Raw genomic sequence first — 16,946 nt, 5'->3', positions numbered from 1 at the left:
TATGAAGAATAAGTCACCTTTTGGTCTAAACGAATGGCTACTCTATCTGCAAGACAGGAAGTTTCCAGTTGGCTCTGACAGCATAGCTAACCTAAGGAAACAAATTAAGACGCCTGATGCAACACTTGATAGAATGCAGAAAAACATCGCCTCCGAACCGATGCTGGCATTCGCCATCCTGAATCAAGCCAACTCAATTGTCACTTACAAACGCAATGACATTAAGAGCCCAATTCATGCTGCCTCAATGATTGGCATGAGCGGGATTAATAAGGTGCTTGAATCTCTTGAACCTTATACACCTATAGCCAAAAATCACATTCATCGTGCCTTTTCTCGCGAAGTACAAATCAGTTACGAAGCCGCGTTTATTGCACGTCGCTGGGCAATTGAAAAAAAAATCAGTCACGTCGAAGATGTTTTCTGGGTGACATTCTTTAGGGACGCGGTGCGATGGTTATTGTGGTTTCACGCTCATGATGAAATGGAGCAAATTACGCAAAAAATTCGCCGTAGCGAAACCAATACCGCTGCAGAAAACAGCATTTTAGGCTGCCGAATTGACGAACTTACTGTTGCATTATTTAAACACTGGCAAGTGCCATCAGTGATCATTGACTCCTTTTTAACTGACCAAATACCAACCGCAGAAGAGCTGCAAAGCATCGCTCGACTTACACATACGCCAGATCAGCTACCAGGGTTTGCAGAAGATAAACGAATTACCATTCTTATGAATAGCCCACTTATCTTGGCTTATTGTGCATCAAAAGTTTCGCAAGAAGCCAACGTAGTCGGCTGGGGCAGTAAAAACTTACCATTTTACTATCGTGTCATTGCAGCCATCATCCACATACGTCTTGGTGACGCAATTCAATCAACTCATTTTGCTACTGCTGAAGCCGCTCTAGAAGCACGATACTCAATAAAGCCAAGCTTAGCCGCCCAACTTTTATCGCCAGTATTATTTACCCGAACTGGAAGCCGTGCAGAAAAAAGTATTAAACAAATTAAGACAAACCCTTTAATACAGTTAGAAGCTAAGCTTACTGATATTACGGACAAAAAACAGCGTGCCACATTAGCAATGAAGGCACTACTTGCTCTTTTCAAAGATAAAAGCGGCCAAGTGTTGATTTTGAAACACAGCAGTACAACGAATAAACTTAGTCCGATGCTTCAATATGGTTATGACCTAAACACTTTAAAAAATATTCGCTGGAGTACCCCTTCAAGCGTTATTTCAAAGTTAGTAAGCAAACGCGTAGCCGTGCACCTTGATGATCAAAAATTTGTCAATATGGCAAAAGACATGCCTAACGGCGTAGAAACATTATTAAGTGGTAAACAACATTTATTTTTAGCGTCATCCCCTGTCAATGAAACAGATACCTATATCTATTGGTTAGCCGGCATAGAACAACTAAACAGAGACCAGTTTGATACATTCAAACGCGTCATCAAGCTTGCAGATTAAACTATCAGGATTTACAGTGAATAAAGATCAGCTTTTCGCATTTGCCCAACATATTACGCCACAAAAAACCTTATCACGCGTTGTTGGACGTATCGCAGAATGCACCAACAAGCAGGTAAAAAATACATTCATTGGTCAGTTTGTTAAAAAATACCAAGTAGACATGAGTGAAGCGATCCAGGAAGATCCGTTCAGCTACCGTAACTTTAACGACTTTTTCACCCGCGCAATCAAACCAGAAATGCGCCCAATCGCATCAGGCGATAACGTTATTGTATGCCCTGCAGACGGCGCTATCAGCCAACTTGGCAATATTGAACATGGCACTATCTACCAAGCTAAAGACCACCATTACAGCCTTACCGAATTACTAGGTGGCGATGCAGAATTGTCTAACCAGTTTCTTGGAGGTAAGTTTGCAACGGTGTATCTATCACCTCGTGATTACCACCGAGTTCACATGCCTCTGGACGGCAAACTCGTTAAGACTATACACGTACCAGGAAAGCTATTTTCGGTAAACAAAGTTACAGCCGAGCAAATCCCCAATGTGTTCGCACGCAATGAACGCACGGTTTGTATTTTCGAAACCAATGCAGGGCCAATGGCTGTCATACTAGTAGGCGCAATGATCGTTGCTAGCATCGAAACAGTCTGGTCAGGACAAGTTACGCCATTCAGTAAGCACGTTCAAACTTGGGATTATGAAAAGCTTGCCGACATTAAACTTAAGAAAGGTGAAGAGATGGGGCGCTTTAAACTAGGCTCAACGGCTATCGTTCTGTTTGGCAAAGATGTCGCGGAATGGGACAAGCACCTCCAAGCAGAATCTCCAACCAAAATGGGCATGGCATTTGGAGAGATCAAACTTTAGCTTGAGTTCTACTTTATCTGAAGCATAAAAAACCCGCATATCAGCGGGTTTTTTTATGTCTCAACACACCCTATTAAGGCATATCATCTTCTAGCTCTTCTTTTGGAGCAGGCACCAAATCTTCACGTGTGATATTTTGCGCCAGTAGTAAATTCGCCGCCACAAAAATCGAAGAATACGTACCAATCAATACGCCTACCAATAGAGCAAGTGAGAAGTTATGGATACTTTCACCACCAAAGAAAAACAAGACCAACAAGACAAACAAAGTAGTCATCGACGTAATAATGGTTCGACCCAATGTTTGATTGATAGATTCATTGATAAGCTCTGATGGAGAAGTATCTCGCATAATTCGAAAATTCTCACGAATACGGTCGCAGACAACAATAGTATCGTTGAGCGAATAACCTATTACTGCCAAAATCGCCGCCAGCACTGTCAGGTCAAACTCAAAACCAAACAATGAAAAAATACCTAAGGTAATAATTACATCATGTGCTAAAGCTACGACAGAGGCTACTGAGAACTTAAACTGGAAACGTACTGCCACGTAAATCATTACGATCGCTAACGCCAGCAACATACCTAGGCCACCCTGCTCTCGCAGTTCTTCACCCACTTGCCCGCCAACGTATTCTGAACGCATCAACTCAACGTCTACATCGCCATTATTGCGCAGCGTACTTAGCACCTCATCACCCAATGTTGGCGTATAAGCATTACCCATACGCACAACAACGTCAGTTGAGGAACCAAAGTTTTGCACCGTAACATCACTGTAGTCGCCATCCGCCAGCAGCGTTCGAACATCATCAAGCTGAGGCGCCACACTGTATTGCACTTCAATCAAACTACCGCCAGTGAAGTCCAAACCGAACTTTAGGCCTTTGATAGCCAAAGACCCTAGAGAAATCAGCACCAGCGCCATGGAGAACATTGCGACAATTTTACGCATCGCCATAAATTGAATATTCATCGTTTCACAGTCTCCTAGATAAATAAACGCTTGTTTTTACGTCCACCATACACCAAATTAATTTGGGCACGCGTCACAACAATTGCTGTAAACATCGACGTTAAAATACCAAGAGAAAGTGTCACAGCGAAGCCTTTAACTGGCCCTGTACCTACAGCAAACAAGATCACAGCTACCAATAAAGTTGTAATATTTGCATCTAAGATCGTTGTGAAGGCCCGGTTAAAGCCTGAATGAATCGCTTGTTGACTTGGTAACCCAGCTTTAAGCTCCTCCCTAATCCGGGAGAAAATAAGCACGTTGGCGTCCACCGCCATACCCATTGTCAAAACAATACCAGCAATACCCGGTAAGGTTAGCGTCGCTGACATTAACGACATACATGCCATCAGCAATACAATGTTCAACCCCAAAGAGATATTGGCAAACACACCAAACACTTTGTAGTAAACAAGCATAAACGCCATCACGACTAGCAAACCAATCTGTGCAGACAGCACACCTAATCGAATGTTTTCAGCACCTAAACTTGGACCAATAGTACGCTCTTCAACGAAGTAAATTGGCGCGGCCAATGCACCCGCACGCAGCAATAAGGCCAATTCAGACGACTCACGAGGACTGTCCAATCCAGTAATACGGAAAGAGTTTCCCAATGTCGTTTGAATGGTTGCCAGAGAGATAATGCCTCGTTCACTGTAACTGCGACGCACTTCGGTCACCTTGCCATCTTCACCTTCAACAAAGCGGCTACGGCTTTTATGCTCAATAAACACAACTGCCATATTTCGACCTACAGCAGTACGTGTTACACGCGCCATTTGTGAGCCGCCTTTACCATCAAGGCTGATATTAACTTGTGGACGGCCATTCTCATCAAACGAAGAGCTCGCATCCGACACACTGTCACCGGTAATGATAATATCTCGCTCAAGACGAGCTGTACGACCACTGCCATCGCGGAACGTTAACGTATCAATATCACCTGCATTAGCGTCTAGCCCCGCTTCAAGACGAAACTCAAGGTTCGCTGTTGCACCAATAATACGTTTGGCTGCCGCTGTATCTTGAACACCAGGCAGCTCAACGACGATACGGTTACTTCCTTGACGCTGAACCAATGGCTCAGCAACACCCAACTCGTTAACACGGTTGCGCAATGTCGTTAAGTTTTGCTGCAATGCGTATGCTTCGACTTCGGCACTAGCCGCTTCTGTAAAGCTCACTTCAACAAAGAACTCATTACCACTGTCGGTGGTGTTGTATACGTACTCTGGAAATTGATCTTCCAGCACATCCAGAGCCGCTTGCTGATCTGCTTCACGTAGGAAACGAATCGACATCACAGCATTATTGCTCACTTCAACACTGCGGTAACGAATACGATCGGTACGCATCGCATTCTTCATCTCACTTGCCGCAACATCTAAACGCTGCTTAAGTGCTGCAGGCGTGTCCACCTCTAACAAGAAATGCACACCGCCACGCAAATCTAAGCCTAATTTAGCCGGGCCCGCACCAATAGAGGACAGCCAATCAGGTGTCGTAGGCACTAAGTTCAATGCAACAACATAATTCTCACCTAACGCAGCTGAGATAACGGGCTTTGCAGCCAACTGATCTTCACCGCTATTAAATCGCAGTGTGCCACCAGCAGTGGTAACTTCGGCTTCTTTTAATTCGATCCCAGCGTCTTGTAACGCTTTTTCAGCCGTTGCAAGGGTGCGCTGGTCGACCACCGTGGTGGATTTTTGAGTGGACAGTTGAAGTGCTGGATCGTCAGGGTACAGGTTTGGCAAAGCGTAGATAACGCCAAGTGCGATCACGAGCAAAATAAGCAAATACTTCCACAAGGGGTACTTGTTAAGCATGTAGGGTCCTTGGAACTGAGAGATAAATGACCAAGCAAGAAAGTAGAAAAGCGCCTTTAGGCGCTTTTCTCATGACATTAGATGGATTTCAGAGTGCCTTTTGGTAGCACAGCACCAATAGAAGACTTCTGGAATTTCATCTCAATGTTGTCGGCAACTTCTAGCACAACGTAGTTATCATCAACTTTCGTTACTTTACCTAGAACACCACCATTTGTTACCACTTCCGTACCCTTCGCTAAAGAAGCTAATAAGTTTTTATGCTCTTTAGTGCGTTTAGCTTGTGGACGCCACATCAAGAAATAAAAGATAACGACAAATCCAACTAACAATACAAGATTAAAAATCCCTGCATCAGCTGGCGCAGCACCTTCAGCGTAAGCTGGTGAGATCAAAGCGATCATGGTGTTTACTCTCCAATGGTTAAAAAATCGTTCGCGCATATCCCTAATAGAAATCGTTGCGCTTTATTGTTTATATTTCGTCTATCATTCGCTCAGTGGTGGGGTTTCCAAACCACGTTTTGCGTAAAACTCATCTACGAAGGCATCAAATCTACCTTCATCAAGCGCCTGACGCAATCCCGCCATTAGGGTCTGGTAATAACGTAAGTTATGGATTGTGTTTAGTTGTGCACCGACCATCTCTTGGCATTTATCTAAATGATGTAAATATGACCGAGAAAAGTTTTTACAAGTGTAACAGTCACATTCTTTATCTAATGGGTTCGTATCATGACGATGGAACGCGTTACGTATACGCACAATCCCTTCAGACGTAAACAAATGACCATTACGGGCATTACGCGTCGGCATAACACAGTCAAACATGTCAACGCCGCGACGTACACCTTCAACTAGATCTTCAGGCTTACCAACACCCATTAAATAGCGAGGTTTATCAGCTGGCATTTTATGAGCAAGATGATCCAAAATGCGAATCATATCCTCTTTTGGCTCACCCACTGATAAGCCACCAATCGCATAGCCATCAAAGCCAATACCGACAAGTCCCTCTAATGACTCATCACGTAAGGTTTCGTACATACTGCCCTGAATAATACCAAATAAAGCGGATGGACTGTCACCATGCGCATCTTTTGAACGTTGCGCCCAGCGCAAACTCATACGCATGGATTTAGCCGCTTCATCGTCGGACGCAGGGTAAGGCGTACACTCATCAAAGATCATAATAATGTCTGACCCCAAATCGCGCTGCACTTGCATCGATATTTCTGGGCTTAGGAACACTTTGTCACCATTCACAGGTGAACGGAAACTTACGCCTTCTTCTGTAATTTTACGCATATCGCCGAGAGAGAACACCTGGAAGCCGCCAGAGTCTGTCAGAATCGGCTTCTTCCATTGTGTGAAGTCGTGTAAATCACCATGTGCTTTGATGACTTCGGTTCCTGGACGTAACCATAAATGAAAAGTATTACCTAAAATAATATCCGCACCGATTGCTTCTATGTCTTTGGTCAGCATACTTTTTACAGTGCCGTAGGTGCCCACTGGCATAAAGGCTGGCGTTTCAACATCGCCACGCGGGAAGCTCAAGCGCGCACGGCGAGCTTTGCCTGATGTAGCAAGCACTTCAAAGTCCATAAAACACTCTGGACGTTTATCTGACATTCGTCTTATTCCTCAGCAGTTGGCCCTTCGGCCTTTGGGTTTCGAGTAATAAACATGGCATCGCCGTAACTGAAAAAGCGGTACTTCTCAGCAACCGCAACACGGTATGCATTCATCACATTGTCATAGCCTGCAAACGCACTGATCAACATAATGAGCGTAGACTCTGGTAAATGAAAATTTGTTACTAGAACATCTACGGTTTTAAATTCATAACCTGGGTAAATAAAAATACTGGTATCAGCAGCAAAAGGCTCAATCTGTCCTGACTGACTGGCCGACTCTAATGAGCGCACGCTTGTTGTGCCCACAGCAATGACACGCTTACCACTCGCTTTGGTTGCGCGCACTTTGTCTACCACCTCTTGAGAAACTTCTGCATATTCGGAATGCATGACATGATCTTTAATATCATCCACACGAACGGGTTGGAAGGTTCCCGCACCGACATGCAGGGTAACAAATGCCGTATCAACACCTTTTGCTTTTAGCTTCTCAAGCAACGCATCATCAAAATGTAGCCCGGCCGTTGGCGCGGCTACGGCTCCAGGCGTTTTATTGTATACCGTTTGATAACGCTCTTGGTCACTGTCATCATCCGGACGCTCAATGTAGGGCGGAAGCGGCATGTGCCCTACTTTTTCCAACACCTCAAGTACCGGTTCATCAAACCGTAAATGGAACAACGTATCATCACGCCCGACCATTTCCGCGCCATGAGACGCACCACGGTCGATGCCTAATTCAAGACGGTTGCCTACTTTCGGAGATTTACTACAACGAACATGAGCTAAGATTTCATATTCAGACAATAAGCGTTCAACCAATAACTCTAGCTTACCGCCAGACGCTTTTTGACCAAACAAGCGTGCTGGGATAACTCGAGTATTGTTAAATACCATTAAATCACCGGGTTCTACATACTCAAGAACATCTGTGAAGTGTTGATGAGCCAACTCGCCGCTAGGACCGTCTAGCTTTAGTAGACGGCTAGCAGTACGTTCAGGCATTGGGTAACGAGCAATGAGTTCTTCAGGTAGCTCAAAGCGATAATCAGACACGCGCATAATAGCTAATATGTATACCTAGAAAAATGATGCGGCATTTTAGCGAATTTCTAACCACTTGGGTACGATATAAAACAATTTCCCATTTCAAAACTTGTTGAACAACGTAATACTGAGCGCTTTTTAGCCAACCTAATTTAGTCGCTGCGTTTTTTAACCTTTTTGTCGAAAAACCGTTGACAGCTAAAAATAAATCACCATAATACGCCTCACCTTTTTCAAAGCCAGTGTGGTGGAATTGGTAGACACGATGGATTCAAAATCCATTGCCTATAAAGCGTGCCGGTTCGAGTCCGGCCACTGGTACCATCATTATGATGCGAAAAGCCCCGAACGAGAGTTCGGGGCTTTTTTCGTTTACATACGATTAACGTAATTAAGATAAAATGAAGGGGTTGCTTGAAGGCCCAGTCACATCCAATTCAATTGCAATGACATATCCAGCAAGCGGTTGCTTTTTCAAAACTTGGTCGTCTAAACCAATGCTTGCCGTAGTGATGAATAAGGTGCGTCTATTCGGCCCGCCAAAACAACAACTAGTAGGCCTAGAGACTGGTAACTCTAAAGTTTTGTCAATACTCCCATCGGATAAATACCTTACAATTCTAGAACCATCCCACTGAGCATTCCATAGCGCCCTTTCATCGTCTATTGCTGACCCATCAGGACCACTACCTGACAGAGTGACGGCAAATGGCTTTTGGTCTCTTACATCGCTAAACTCGGGATATGGATAGCGATGAATCTTACTCGTCATAGAGTCAGCAAAATACATACAATTAAGCACTGTATCCCATGCTAAGGTATTTGAAACACCGACATTATCGAGCATCATTTTCTTTTCGCCCTTCGCAGTAATACGCCATAAACGGCCACTAGATTGCTCTTCATCGTCATCCATTGTCCCTACCCACAAAGAGCCATCCGGCGCTACTTTCGCGTCATTACCACGATTATTGGGAAGATCATCATCTAATGAACAAATATCCACCAATGTCTCTGTGACTGTGTTAAAACTTGCAACGCGGGTCGCTAATACAACTAAGAGCGTCTTTGCAATATTGGTTACAAATACTGCAGAGACCTTTTCAGGCATTTGCCATTTTTGATAGCTATTAGTGCCGTAGTGCCAACTCCATATTACTTGCGTGGGAATATCTACCCAATACAAGGTATCACTTTGATCACACCAAAATGGACCTTCTGCTAATCTGTGTCGCTCTGAACTAATTGTTTGAACATCCATTACTTTACCTCTAGCTCATGCCATGCAGTCACAAAAGCCAGCGCATTATATGAGGTCTGCTCAACCGACTGACCAACACGATACAATGCTGAGCCTAGCCCGAAGCCAGTTGCTCCCTCCGCCACATAATGTTCAAGATTCGAAGGCGTCACCCCTCCAACAGGACAGAACCAAGTATTCTGTGGAAGTATTGAATTAAATGCCTTGATGATTTTAGGAGAAGAAATCCCCTCAGCAGGGAATAACTTCAGACCATCAGCCCCCGCATTTAAAGCTGCCAATGCTTCGGTTGCAGTAAAAAAGCCTGGCAATGCAAACATACCTAGACTTTTAGCATAACGTATAAGCGGTACATCTGTATGAGGACAAACCATCAACTTAGCATTAACAGCATAAAGCTGATCAACTTGTTCGATAGTCGTAACCGTTCCCGCCCCAACCAATACCTTCTCCCCAAATTGCTTTTGCAGTAATGCAATACTCTCAATGGGATTAGGGGAGTTCATGGGAACTTCAATTATTTCAAAGCCTGCTGCGACTAAAGCACGCCCATGCTCTAATACTTCATTTGGTTTAATGCCACGTAAAATCGCTACCAAAGGCAAGCGTTTCATATGTTGATCAAAGCTCATTTATTTTTCCCGTTATGACATTTGCTCAGTAAGCGCATAGAACCCGAGCAGACTCGCTTTTCGAGCACTTAAACAATGAATGCTGTTGGAAGTCACAGCAGTCAAAGCTCGTAGATAACGCTCAGAAACGGCCTCTGAACCGACAATCCAAATTGGATTATTATCAAGTGAAGAAGCCATATTGACTACATCCGAACCAATAACCAAACCCGACAAATAGCTCGTGACAGAAGCTTGATTTCGCTCATCTGTTACCCATCCACTGCGGACAGAAAAAAGCTGGTGCAACAACCCCCCTTGCTTTTGCGCTGTGATCACACCTTCATCAAACGCCACCCCGTCAAAATCACTAAACGAGTCCGACAAACCTTTTGTCAAACTAGAGCCCTTAAGAAGTAGCGAAAATAGCTCACCCGTGATCGTGGTCGAAAAGCGCTCTAAATACCCGCTAGCTAGGAGGCCCCACTTACAATGAGTACCAGGCATGCAAAATGCGACACACTTATATGACTCTTCAAGTGAAGCAAGTAACCCGAGCAATTGCGTTTCTTCGCCTCTCATTACATCTGTTTGTCCGGAGAGGCCCTGCGTTTTTAATCCGGGGACTATCCATACTGGTACTGGCCAGTCTAAGGACAAAGGCGATAAATACTGAGCTAAATCCAGTAGTGGCAGGGGACAATCGAGATAAGATACTTCCTGCCACCCTCCTCGACTGCCAACCATACCAGCCAAAAGCACGGGGATTTGGTACGCGAACCAGTCTTGTACCAGTGCCTTTAAAACAACTTCGAACTCATAAGATTGCAGCGACAGCATGCCACAAGCACTGTCTCTTTCATCTAAAATCTGCCCATTTTGAGCCACGAGGTAAGCTCGAAGATTACTAGTCCCCCAATCTACAGCAATACAACGCGGCACAGCAGTTATCATGATTAATCGACCAAGTCTGCTGGAAGCAATTCTTTTGGAATGTCTTGGAAACACACTGGGCGCAAGAAACGACGAATTGATAACGTACCGACAGAGGTTGCACCGAAGTTCGTTGAAGCCGGGTACGGACCGCCATGTACCATGCTGTCGCAGACTTCAACGCCTGTTGGGAACGCATTCGCCAATACGCGTCCCGCTTTACGCTCAAGTACAGGCAACAAGGCTTTTGCAGCATCGTAATCGCTTTCGTTGAGGTGCACAGTACACGTCAACTGACCTTCGAGGTGACGTGCTAGTTCAACCATTTGCTCAGTGCTATCAGCTTCGACAACCAACCCTAGCGGTCCAAACACTTCTTGATGCAGCGCGTGGTTCTTCAGCCAATCTTGAGCCGAGACACGATATAAATTGGGCAGAGCACTGCGACCCTGAGCATCTTCGGTACGTAGCACTCGGTCGGCGTTCGTGCCATCAAATGTCGCCACACCGCTACGATAAGCATCAGCAATCCCATCGGTAAGCATCGCTTGAGCCTGTGCTTCAGACAGCGCTTTTGACGCTTGTGCGATAAATGCTGCACTACTTGCTCCAGCAACTGTCACCGCAATGCCTGGGTTAGTACAAAATTGGCCCGCTCCCATCGTTAGAGACTGCGCCCAGCCAGCAGCCAACGCATCGGTATCCGCTTCAAGTTTATTCGGCATTACAAACATCGGGTTAACAGAGCCAAGCTCACCAAAGAATGGGATAGGTTCTGGACGCGCGGCACATAAGTCAAATAATGCACGGCCACCGCCTAGACTGCCGGTAAAACCAACCGCCTTGATCAATGGGTGCTGCACCAATGCAGTCCCTACATCACGATTCCCCCCTTGGATCAGAGAAAATACGCCAGCTGGCAAACCACAAGCGAAGATCGCCTTATCGATGGCTTGAGCTACAAGCTCACCCGTACCAGGGTGCGCAGAGTGACCTTTCACCACGACAGGACAACCCGCCGCCAGCGCCGCAGCCGTGTCACCACCCGCGGTAGAGAACGCCAGCGGAAAATTCGACGCACCGAATACCGCTACTGGGCCTATCGGGCGTTGAATCATACGCAAATCGGCTCGTGGCAAAGGGGTGCGATCAGGCAATGCGCCATCATGACGACGGTCTAAATAATCGCCGTCCAATATATGCTTGGCAAACAAACGTAGCTGACCTGTCGTACGGCCACGCTCACCCACTAAACGAGCTTCTGGTAAACCTGTTTCGGCGCACCCTACAGCAGTGATTTCATCGCCCAATACATCGATTTCGTCCGCGATTTTATTTAAAAATTCTGCACGCGCTGCACGCGTGGTGTAACCATAGGTTTCAAACGCTTGCTCTGCTGCTGTAACAGCATTGGCGACGTCGCTCACACGACCGACAGCAAAATCTGCATCGGTTTGATTAATGGTCGCTGAGCGAAATGTTTTATCCGCTTCAATCCATTGTCCTGCAATCAGGTGTTTTCCCGTTAACATATCGACTCCTCAATTAATTAATGACTGTCTTTCGGCACCGCAGCGCCACGGCAACCTTTTAGGAAATCAAAATCCGCGCCGGTATCGGCACCTTGGACATGATCATGGAACAGTTTGATATAACCCGCTTTAGGCGCTTCGATACTGGATTTCCACGCAGCTAATCGTGCTCCCAGTTCGTCATCAGAGATATCCAAATGCAGGCGACGCCCTTTCACATCCAGCTCAATCATGTCGCCATTTTGTACCACTGCAAGTGGTCCACCTGCAGCAGCTTCGGGTGTTGTATGCAGCACAACAGTGCCGTAGGCCGTACCCGACATACGTGCATCAGAAATACGCACCATGTCCTTGATGCCCTTACGCAGCACTTTAGGCGGTAGCCCCATATTGCCCACTTCCGCCATACCTGGATAACCTTTCGGTCCACAGTTTTTCAGCACCATAACGCAGTTTTCATCAATGTCGAGCGCTTCATCATTGATCTTCGCTTTGTAATCATCGATGTCTTCGAACACGACCGCACGACCACGGTGTTGCAATAAATGTTCAGACGATGCAGAAGGTTTCAACACCGCCCCTTGAGGAGCTAAGTTGCCTTTTAGAACCGCAATACCACCATGTTGGGTCAGCGCTTTTTCGACCGGTAAAATCACATCAGGATTGCTGTTACGCACATCTTTTACTTCGTCCCACACGCTGGAGCCAGACACCGTAATCGCATCTCTATGCAGTTTGCCCGCTTCGGCCAATTGCTTGATGACGACAGGTAAACCACCAGCATAGAAGAACTCTTCCATCAGGTACTTGCCCGACGGCATTAAATTAACGATGGTCGCAATTTCTTGACCGAGTTTATCCCAGTCGTCCAATGTGAGATCAATACCAACACGCCCAGCGATCGCCAATAAATGGATCACAGCATTGGTAGATCCACCGATGGCCCCGTTCACACGAATCGCATTTTCAAACGCATCACGGGTCAATATATCCGATGGTTTTAAATCATCTTTGACCATATCGACGATGCGACGGCCCGTTAAATGCGCCATCACTCGGCGACGACTGTCCACCGCAGGAATCGCAGCGTTACCAGACAACGCCATACCTAATGCTTCGGCCATAGACGCCATGGAAGACGCTGTCCCCATGGTGTTACAAGAGCCCGGCGAGCGTGACATAGACTGCTCGGCTTCGAGAAAATCTTCTTGGGTCATTTTGCCGGCTTTTATGTCTTCTGACATTTGCCATAGCGCTGTTCCAGACCCAACACGCTCGCCACGGAAATAACCGTTCAACATCGGCCCGCCGGAGACGACAATCGAAGGGATATCGACACTGCAGGCACCCATAATCAATGCCGGCGTAGTTTTGTCACAACCCGCCAACAACACGACACCATCTAGCGGGTTCGCACGCAGCGCTTCTTCTACATCCATGGCGGCCATGTTGCGATACATCATCGCGGTCGGCCGTAAGGAGCTTTCGCCCACCGAAAACACAGGGAACTCCAGCGGTAAACCACCGGCTTCGTAAATACCATGTTTAACGCGGTCAGCAAGATCGCGTAGATGTGCATTACAAGGCGTCAACTGGGACCAAGTATTACAGATACCAATAACAGGACGACCATCGAATAGGTCCGCAGGCAGGCCTTGGTTTTTCATCCAACTGCGGTGATAAATATGATCTCGTGAGGTACCGCCAAACCATTCCGTAGAACGCAGTTTGCGGGGCCAAGGTTTTGGTGTGAATTGGCTCATACCCAACCTCCATCAACAATAAAGTTTTGAGCCGAACACATACGCGATGCATCAGACCCGAGAAATAGAGCCATATTGGCAATGTGCTCTGGCAGCACTGGGCCTGCAAGACATTGACTCTGTTTGATTTTTTCTTTGGCGGCGTCATCGACCCATAGCTGGAGTTGCTTTTCAGTCATGACCCAACCAGGCACTAATGTATTTACGCGAATATGATCACTTCCTAAATCACGCGCTAAACCACGTGTTAAACCGTGCATCGCCGCTTTTGACGCGGCATAGGTTGGGTACCCTGCAGACGCCATCATCCAACCCACTGAACCGAAGTTCACAATCGAACCACCGCCTAGCTCTTTCATCATCGGCGTGACCGCTTGTGCGGCAAACATGGCATGCTTGAAGTTCACCCCCACTAAGCTGTCAAAACGCTCCTCTGAGAGCGAATCAAGTGAATGACGAACATCGTTCGCAGCGTTATTGAGCAACACAGATATCAACCCTAATTCTTTTGCCGCATCATGAATCGCAGCTTGATAAGCGCCAGTGTCAGTGACGTCACAAGCGCGAAACCACACGCTATGGCCTTGGTCACGTAATCTCTGGGTAAGTGCAACCCCTGCCTCGTTGTCTAAATCAACAAAAGCCGTATTGGCTCCTTGCTGTGCAAATGCGGTGACGATTGCTTCACCAATACCGGTAGCGCCGCCGGAAATAAATACCGTACGACCCTTAAGATCTGGGTACACTGCTGCTTGACTCATAGCACGCTCACTTTCGTATCCAGTGCTTCCTCATGCGCTAATGCATTGCGTAATGGCAGACCAAACGTAGGTGACGAGATTTCAAATACATCGCCAGCTTGAGCACTGATTTGATCAGCGAAAGATAGGGTCGCCGTGCCAAACATATGTACGTGAAGATCCCCTGGCTGACGGAAGAGACCATATTTAAAATGGTGATGTTCAAGGTTACGGAAACTGTGGGACATATTGTCTTCACCAGACAGAAAGTCTTTGCCCCACAACGCATCACCGTCACGCTTGATCTGAGAATGCCCTTCAATGTGCGCAGGCAATTCACCCACTAATAACTCTGGACCAAACGATGCTGGACGCAACTTAGAATGCGCTAGGTATAAGTAATTCTGCTTTTCTGTAATGTGGTCGGAAAACTCATTTGCTAAGGTGTAACCAATGCGATGAACTTGGCCATCTTTACCAATCAAGTAGAATCCTGCGATCTCCGGCTCTTCGCCACCGTCTAAAGCAAACGCAGGGGATGGTAATGCATCACCTGGTGGTACGATGCCTGCGCCGTTACCTTTGTAAAACCACTCTGGCTGAACCCCTTCTTCGCCTTCCGCAGGTTTGCCTTGTTCCACCCCCATTTGGAAAATTTTCATGGAATCTGTCAAATCGTCACTGCTACCGTGCATGGCATTACGAGTCGCTGCGGAGCCCAAATGTGTGAGGCCTGTACCCGTCAAATAAGTGTGGGCAGGGTCAGGGTGTCGTACTGGGCAGTCCAGCTCCCCTTTAGCATATAAGTCCGCCAAGTCGACCCCCTCACCCAAACCTTTTTGCTCAATCAACTGAGCCAAACTCAAACCGTTATCAATCGCTTCCTGTGCTAGCCCATAGACCGTTTCCACTCCATTTACCCACTGAGCAGTTTGGTTATTGCGGCAAATCACACCACCGTTTTTATGTTGAGACAAATGCATGATGATGGCTCCTATTTAGCGCGCTTTACGCTTGTTGTATACATCAAAGATTACGGCTGCGAGCAGTACTGCGCCTTTAATTACTTGTTGCCAATCAATTCCGATCCCAAGAATCGACATTCCGTTGTTCATGACTCCCATAATCAATGCGCCAACCACTGCACCAATAACTTTACCAACGCCACCAGTCATCGATGCACCACCGATGAAAACTGCCGCGATCACATCCAGCTCGAATGCAAAGCCTGCTTTTGGCGTCGCGGTATTTAAACGTGCAGCAAAAATCATCCCAGCCAGCGCAGCTAGCATGCCCATATTGGCAAAGGTGAAAAAGGTCAAACGCTCAGTATTAATACCCGACAGCTTTGCTGCTTTTTCATTACCACCAACGGCGTAAACACGGCGGCCAAGCATGGTCGAGTTTGTTATAAAAGTATAAACTGCCACTAATACCGCCATCGTAATCAGAACATTTGGCAAACCACGATATGTAGCTAATAAATAAGATATATAGATCAGGGCAATAGCGACCATCGTATTCTTTATAATAAAGAAGCTAAAAGGTTCGTCTTGAATGCCATAGCGTAACGCTTGTGCTCGTTGACGCGCAGCCAAGAAGACAATTGAAACAGCTGCTAGAACTCCCAACACCATCGCCGTCATGTTAGGTCGGCCTACTCCGAATACATCTGGCACAAAGCCTGTACTGAGTAGTTGGAATGACTTTGGAAACGGCCCTACAGATTGCCCTTCGAGTAGGGCAAGTGTTAATCCACGAAAAATCAACATACCTGCAAGCGTTACGATAAAAGACGGAATCTTCCAATAAGCAACCCAATAACCTTGAGCTGCACCTATGGTTAACCCCATCAATAAGCATGCTGGAACGACCACAAGAGTTGGCAAGTCGTAATTCACCGACATAACGGCAGCAAGCGCGCCAATAAAGCCCACTACTGAACCTACCGATAAATCGATATGACCAGCTACGATCACCAGCAACATACCAATGGCCATAATGATGATGTAGCTATTTTGAAGGAAAAGGTTGGTTAAGTTAGCCGGACGCATTAACGTGCCGTCAGTTAATACTTGAAACATGATCATGATGGCGACTAGCGCCAATAACATGCCATACTCACGCATGTGATTTTTCAAAAAGCTCTTTGCTGAAGGCGCTTTTGGCGGCTCATTTTGAGCTGGATTTTCGGTTTTTATTATTTCCATTGTTCTCTC

The 16,946-nt window shown here is 46.3% G+C and carries 15 protein-coding genes and 1 tRNA gene; 3 read left to right on the top strand and 13 right to left on the bottom strand.

From position 1 onward, the window contains the following. The first annotated feature begins 1 nt into the window (after position 1). On the top strand, positions 2-1,477 hold the full coding sequence (locus AYW75_RS07110) for an HDOD domain-containing protein (RefSeq protein ID WP_067097440.1): 1,476 nt from the start codon (positions 2-4) through the stop codon (positions 1,475-1,477). A 16-nt stretch (positions 1,478-1,493) separates the two neighbouring features. Next, entirely contained in the window at positions 1,494-2,351 is an 858-nt protein-coding gene (asd, locus tag AYW75_RS07105; protein ID WP_067097437.1) for an archaetidylserine decarboxylase, read from the top strand. Positions 2,352-2,424: 73 nt separating this feature from the next. Here the strand turns inward: asd and secF are convergent, their stop codons facing one another. The 5 genes from secF to queA form a co-directional block, all read right to left on the bottom strand. Then, a complete protein-coding gene (gene secF, locus AYW75_RS07100; protein ID WP_067097434.1) occupies positions 2,425-3,330 on the bottom strand; it encodes a protein translocase subunit SecF in 906 nt (301 codons plus the stop codon). Between the two features lie 14 nt (positions 3,331-3,344). Continuing rightward, a complete protein-coding gene (gene secD, locus AYW75_RS07095) occupies positions 3,345-5,201 on the bottom strand; it encodes a protein translocase subunit SecD (RefSeq protein ID WP_067097431.1) in 1,857 nt (618 codons plus the stop codon). Positions 5,202-5,278: 77 nt separating this feature from the next. Next, positions 5,279-5,605 (bottom strand): preprotein translocase subunit YajC, encoded by a 327-nt coding sequence (gene yajC, locus AYW75_RS07090; protein WP_067036882.1) that lies wholly within the window; start codon positions 5,603-5,605, stop codon positions 5,279-5,281. Between the two features lie 84 nt (positions 5,606-5,689). Then, positions 5,690-6,808, bottom strand: a complete 1,119-nt coding sequence (tgt, locus tag AYW75_RS07085) for a tRNA guanosine(34) transglycosylase Tgt (RefSeq protein ID WP_197478917.1) — start codon at positions 6,806-6,808, stop codon at positions 5,690-5,692. 32 nt (positions 6,809-6,840) lie between these two features. After that, positions 6,841-7,902, bottom strand: a complete 1,062-nt coding sequence (gene queA / locus AYW75_RS07080; RefSeq protein WP_067097425.1) for a tRNA preQ1(34) S-adenosylmethionine ribosyltransferase-isomerase QueA — start codon at positions 7,900-7,902, stop codon at positions 6,841-6,843. Positions 7,903-8,125: 223 nt separating this feature from the next. Here queA and AYW75_RS07075 point away from each other — a divergent pair. Continuing rightward, positions 8,126-8,211, top strand: a tRNA-Leu gene (locus AYW75_RS07075). Positions 8,212-8,278: 67 nt separating this feature from the next. On the opposite strand, the gene AYW75_RS07070 is transcribed toward AYW75_RS07075, so the two are convergent. From AYW75_RS07070 to mmsB, 8 genes are read right to left on the bottom strand one after another with little or no spacing between them, the layout of a single operon-like run. Then, positions 8,279-9,148, bottom strand: coding sequence for an SMP-30/gluconolactonase/LRE family protein (locus AYW75_RS07070; RefSeq protein ID WP_067097423.1), 870 nt, complete (start codon positions 9,146-9,148; stop codon positions 8,279-8,281). Beyond that, positions 9,148-9,780 carry a 2-dehydro-3-deoxy-6-phosphogalactonate aldolase gene (locus tag AYW75_RS07065; protein ID WP_067097420.1) on the bottom strand — a complete coding sequence of 211 codons (633 nt, stop codon included), beginning with the start codon at positions 9,778-9,780 and terminating at the stop codon, positions 9,148-9,150. The genes AYW75_RS07070 and AYW75_RS07065 overlap by 1 nt, the downstream gene beginning before the upstream one ends. Positions 9,781-9,792: 12 nt before the next feature. Beyond that, complete coding sequence (locus AYW75_RS07060) at positions 9,793-10,713, bottom strand: 2-dehydro-3-deoxygalactonokinase (protein WP_067097416.1); 921 nt, start codon at positions 10,711-10,713, stop codon at positions 9,793-9,795. 2 nt (positions 10,714-10,715) lie between these two features. Then, positions 10,716-12,224 carry an aldehyde dehydrogenase (NADP(+)) gene (locus AYW75_RS07055; protein ID WP_067097413.1) on the bottom strand — a complete coding sequence of 503 codons (1,509 nt, stop codon included), beginning with the start codon at positions 12,222-12,224 and terminating at the stop codon, positions 10,716-10,718. Between the two features lie 17 nt (positions 12,225-12,241). Beyond that, positions 12,242-13,987, bottom strand: a complete 1,746-nt coding sequence (araD, locus tag AYW75_RS07050; RefSeq protein WP_067097410.1) for an L-arabinonate dehydratase — start codon at positions 13,985-13,987, stop codon at positions 12,242-12,244. Next, positions 13,984-14,748, bottom strand: coding sequence for an SDR family NAD(P)-dependent oxidoreductase (locus AYW75_RS07045; protein ID WP_067097407.1), 765 nt, complete (start codon positions 14,746-14,748; stop codon positions 13,984-13,986). The genes araD and AYW75_RS07045 overlap by 4 nt, the downstream gene beginning before the upstream one ends. Next, the gene (gene araD1, locus AYW75_RS07040) at positions 14,745-15,710 is read right to left on the bottom strand and encodes an AraD1 family protein (protein ID WP_067097404.1); all 966 of its coding nucleotides are present in this window, start codon (positions 15,708-15,710) and stop codon (positions 14,745-14,747) included. The genes AYW75_RS07045 and araD1 overlap by 4 nt, the downstream gene beginning before the upstream one ends. A gap of 15 nt (positions 15,711-15,725) precedes the next feature. Beyond that, a complete protein-coding gene (gene mmsB, locus AYW75_RS07035) occupies positions 15,726-16,937 on the bottom strand; it encodes a multiple monosaccharide ABC transporter permease (protein ID WP_067097401.1) in 1,212 nt (403 codons plus the stop codon). Between the last annotated feature and the right edge of the window lie 9 nt (positions 16,938-16,946).

Origin of the sequence: Marinomonas atlantica, assembly GCF_001639725.1 — a bacterium.
Classification (GTDB): Bacteria; Pseudomonadota; Gammaproteobacteria; order Pseudomonadales; family Marinomonadaceae; genus Marinomonas; species Marinomonas atlantica.
Note: the sequence above shows the minus strand (reverse complement) of the source record. Positions and strands in the feature narration are given on the sequence as shown.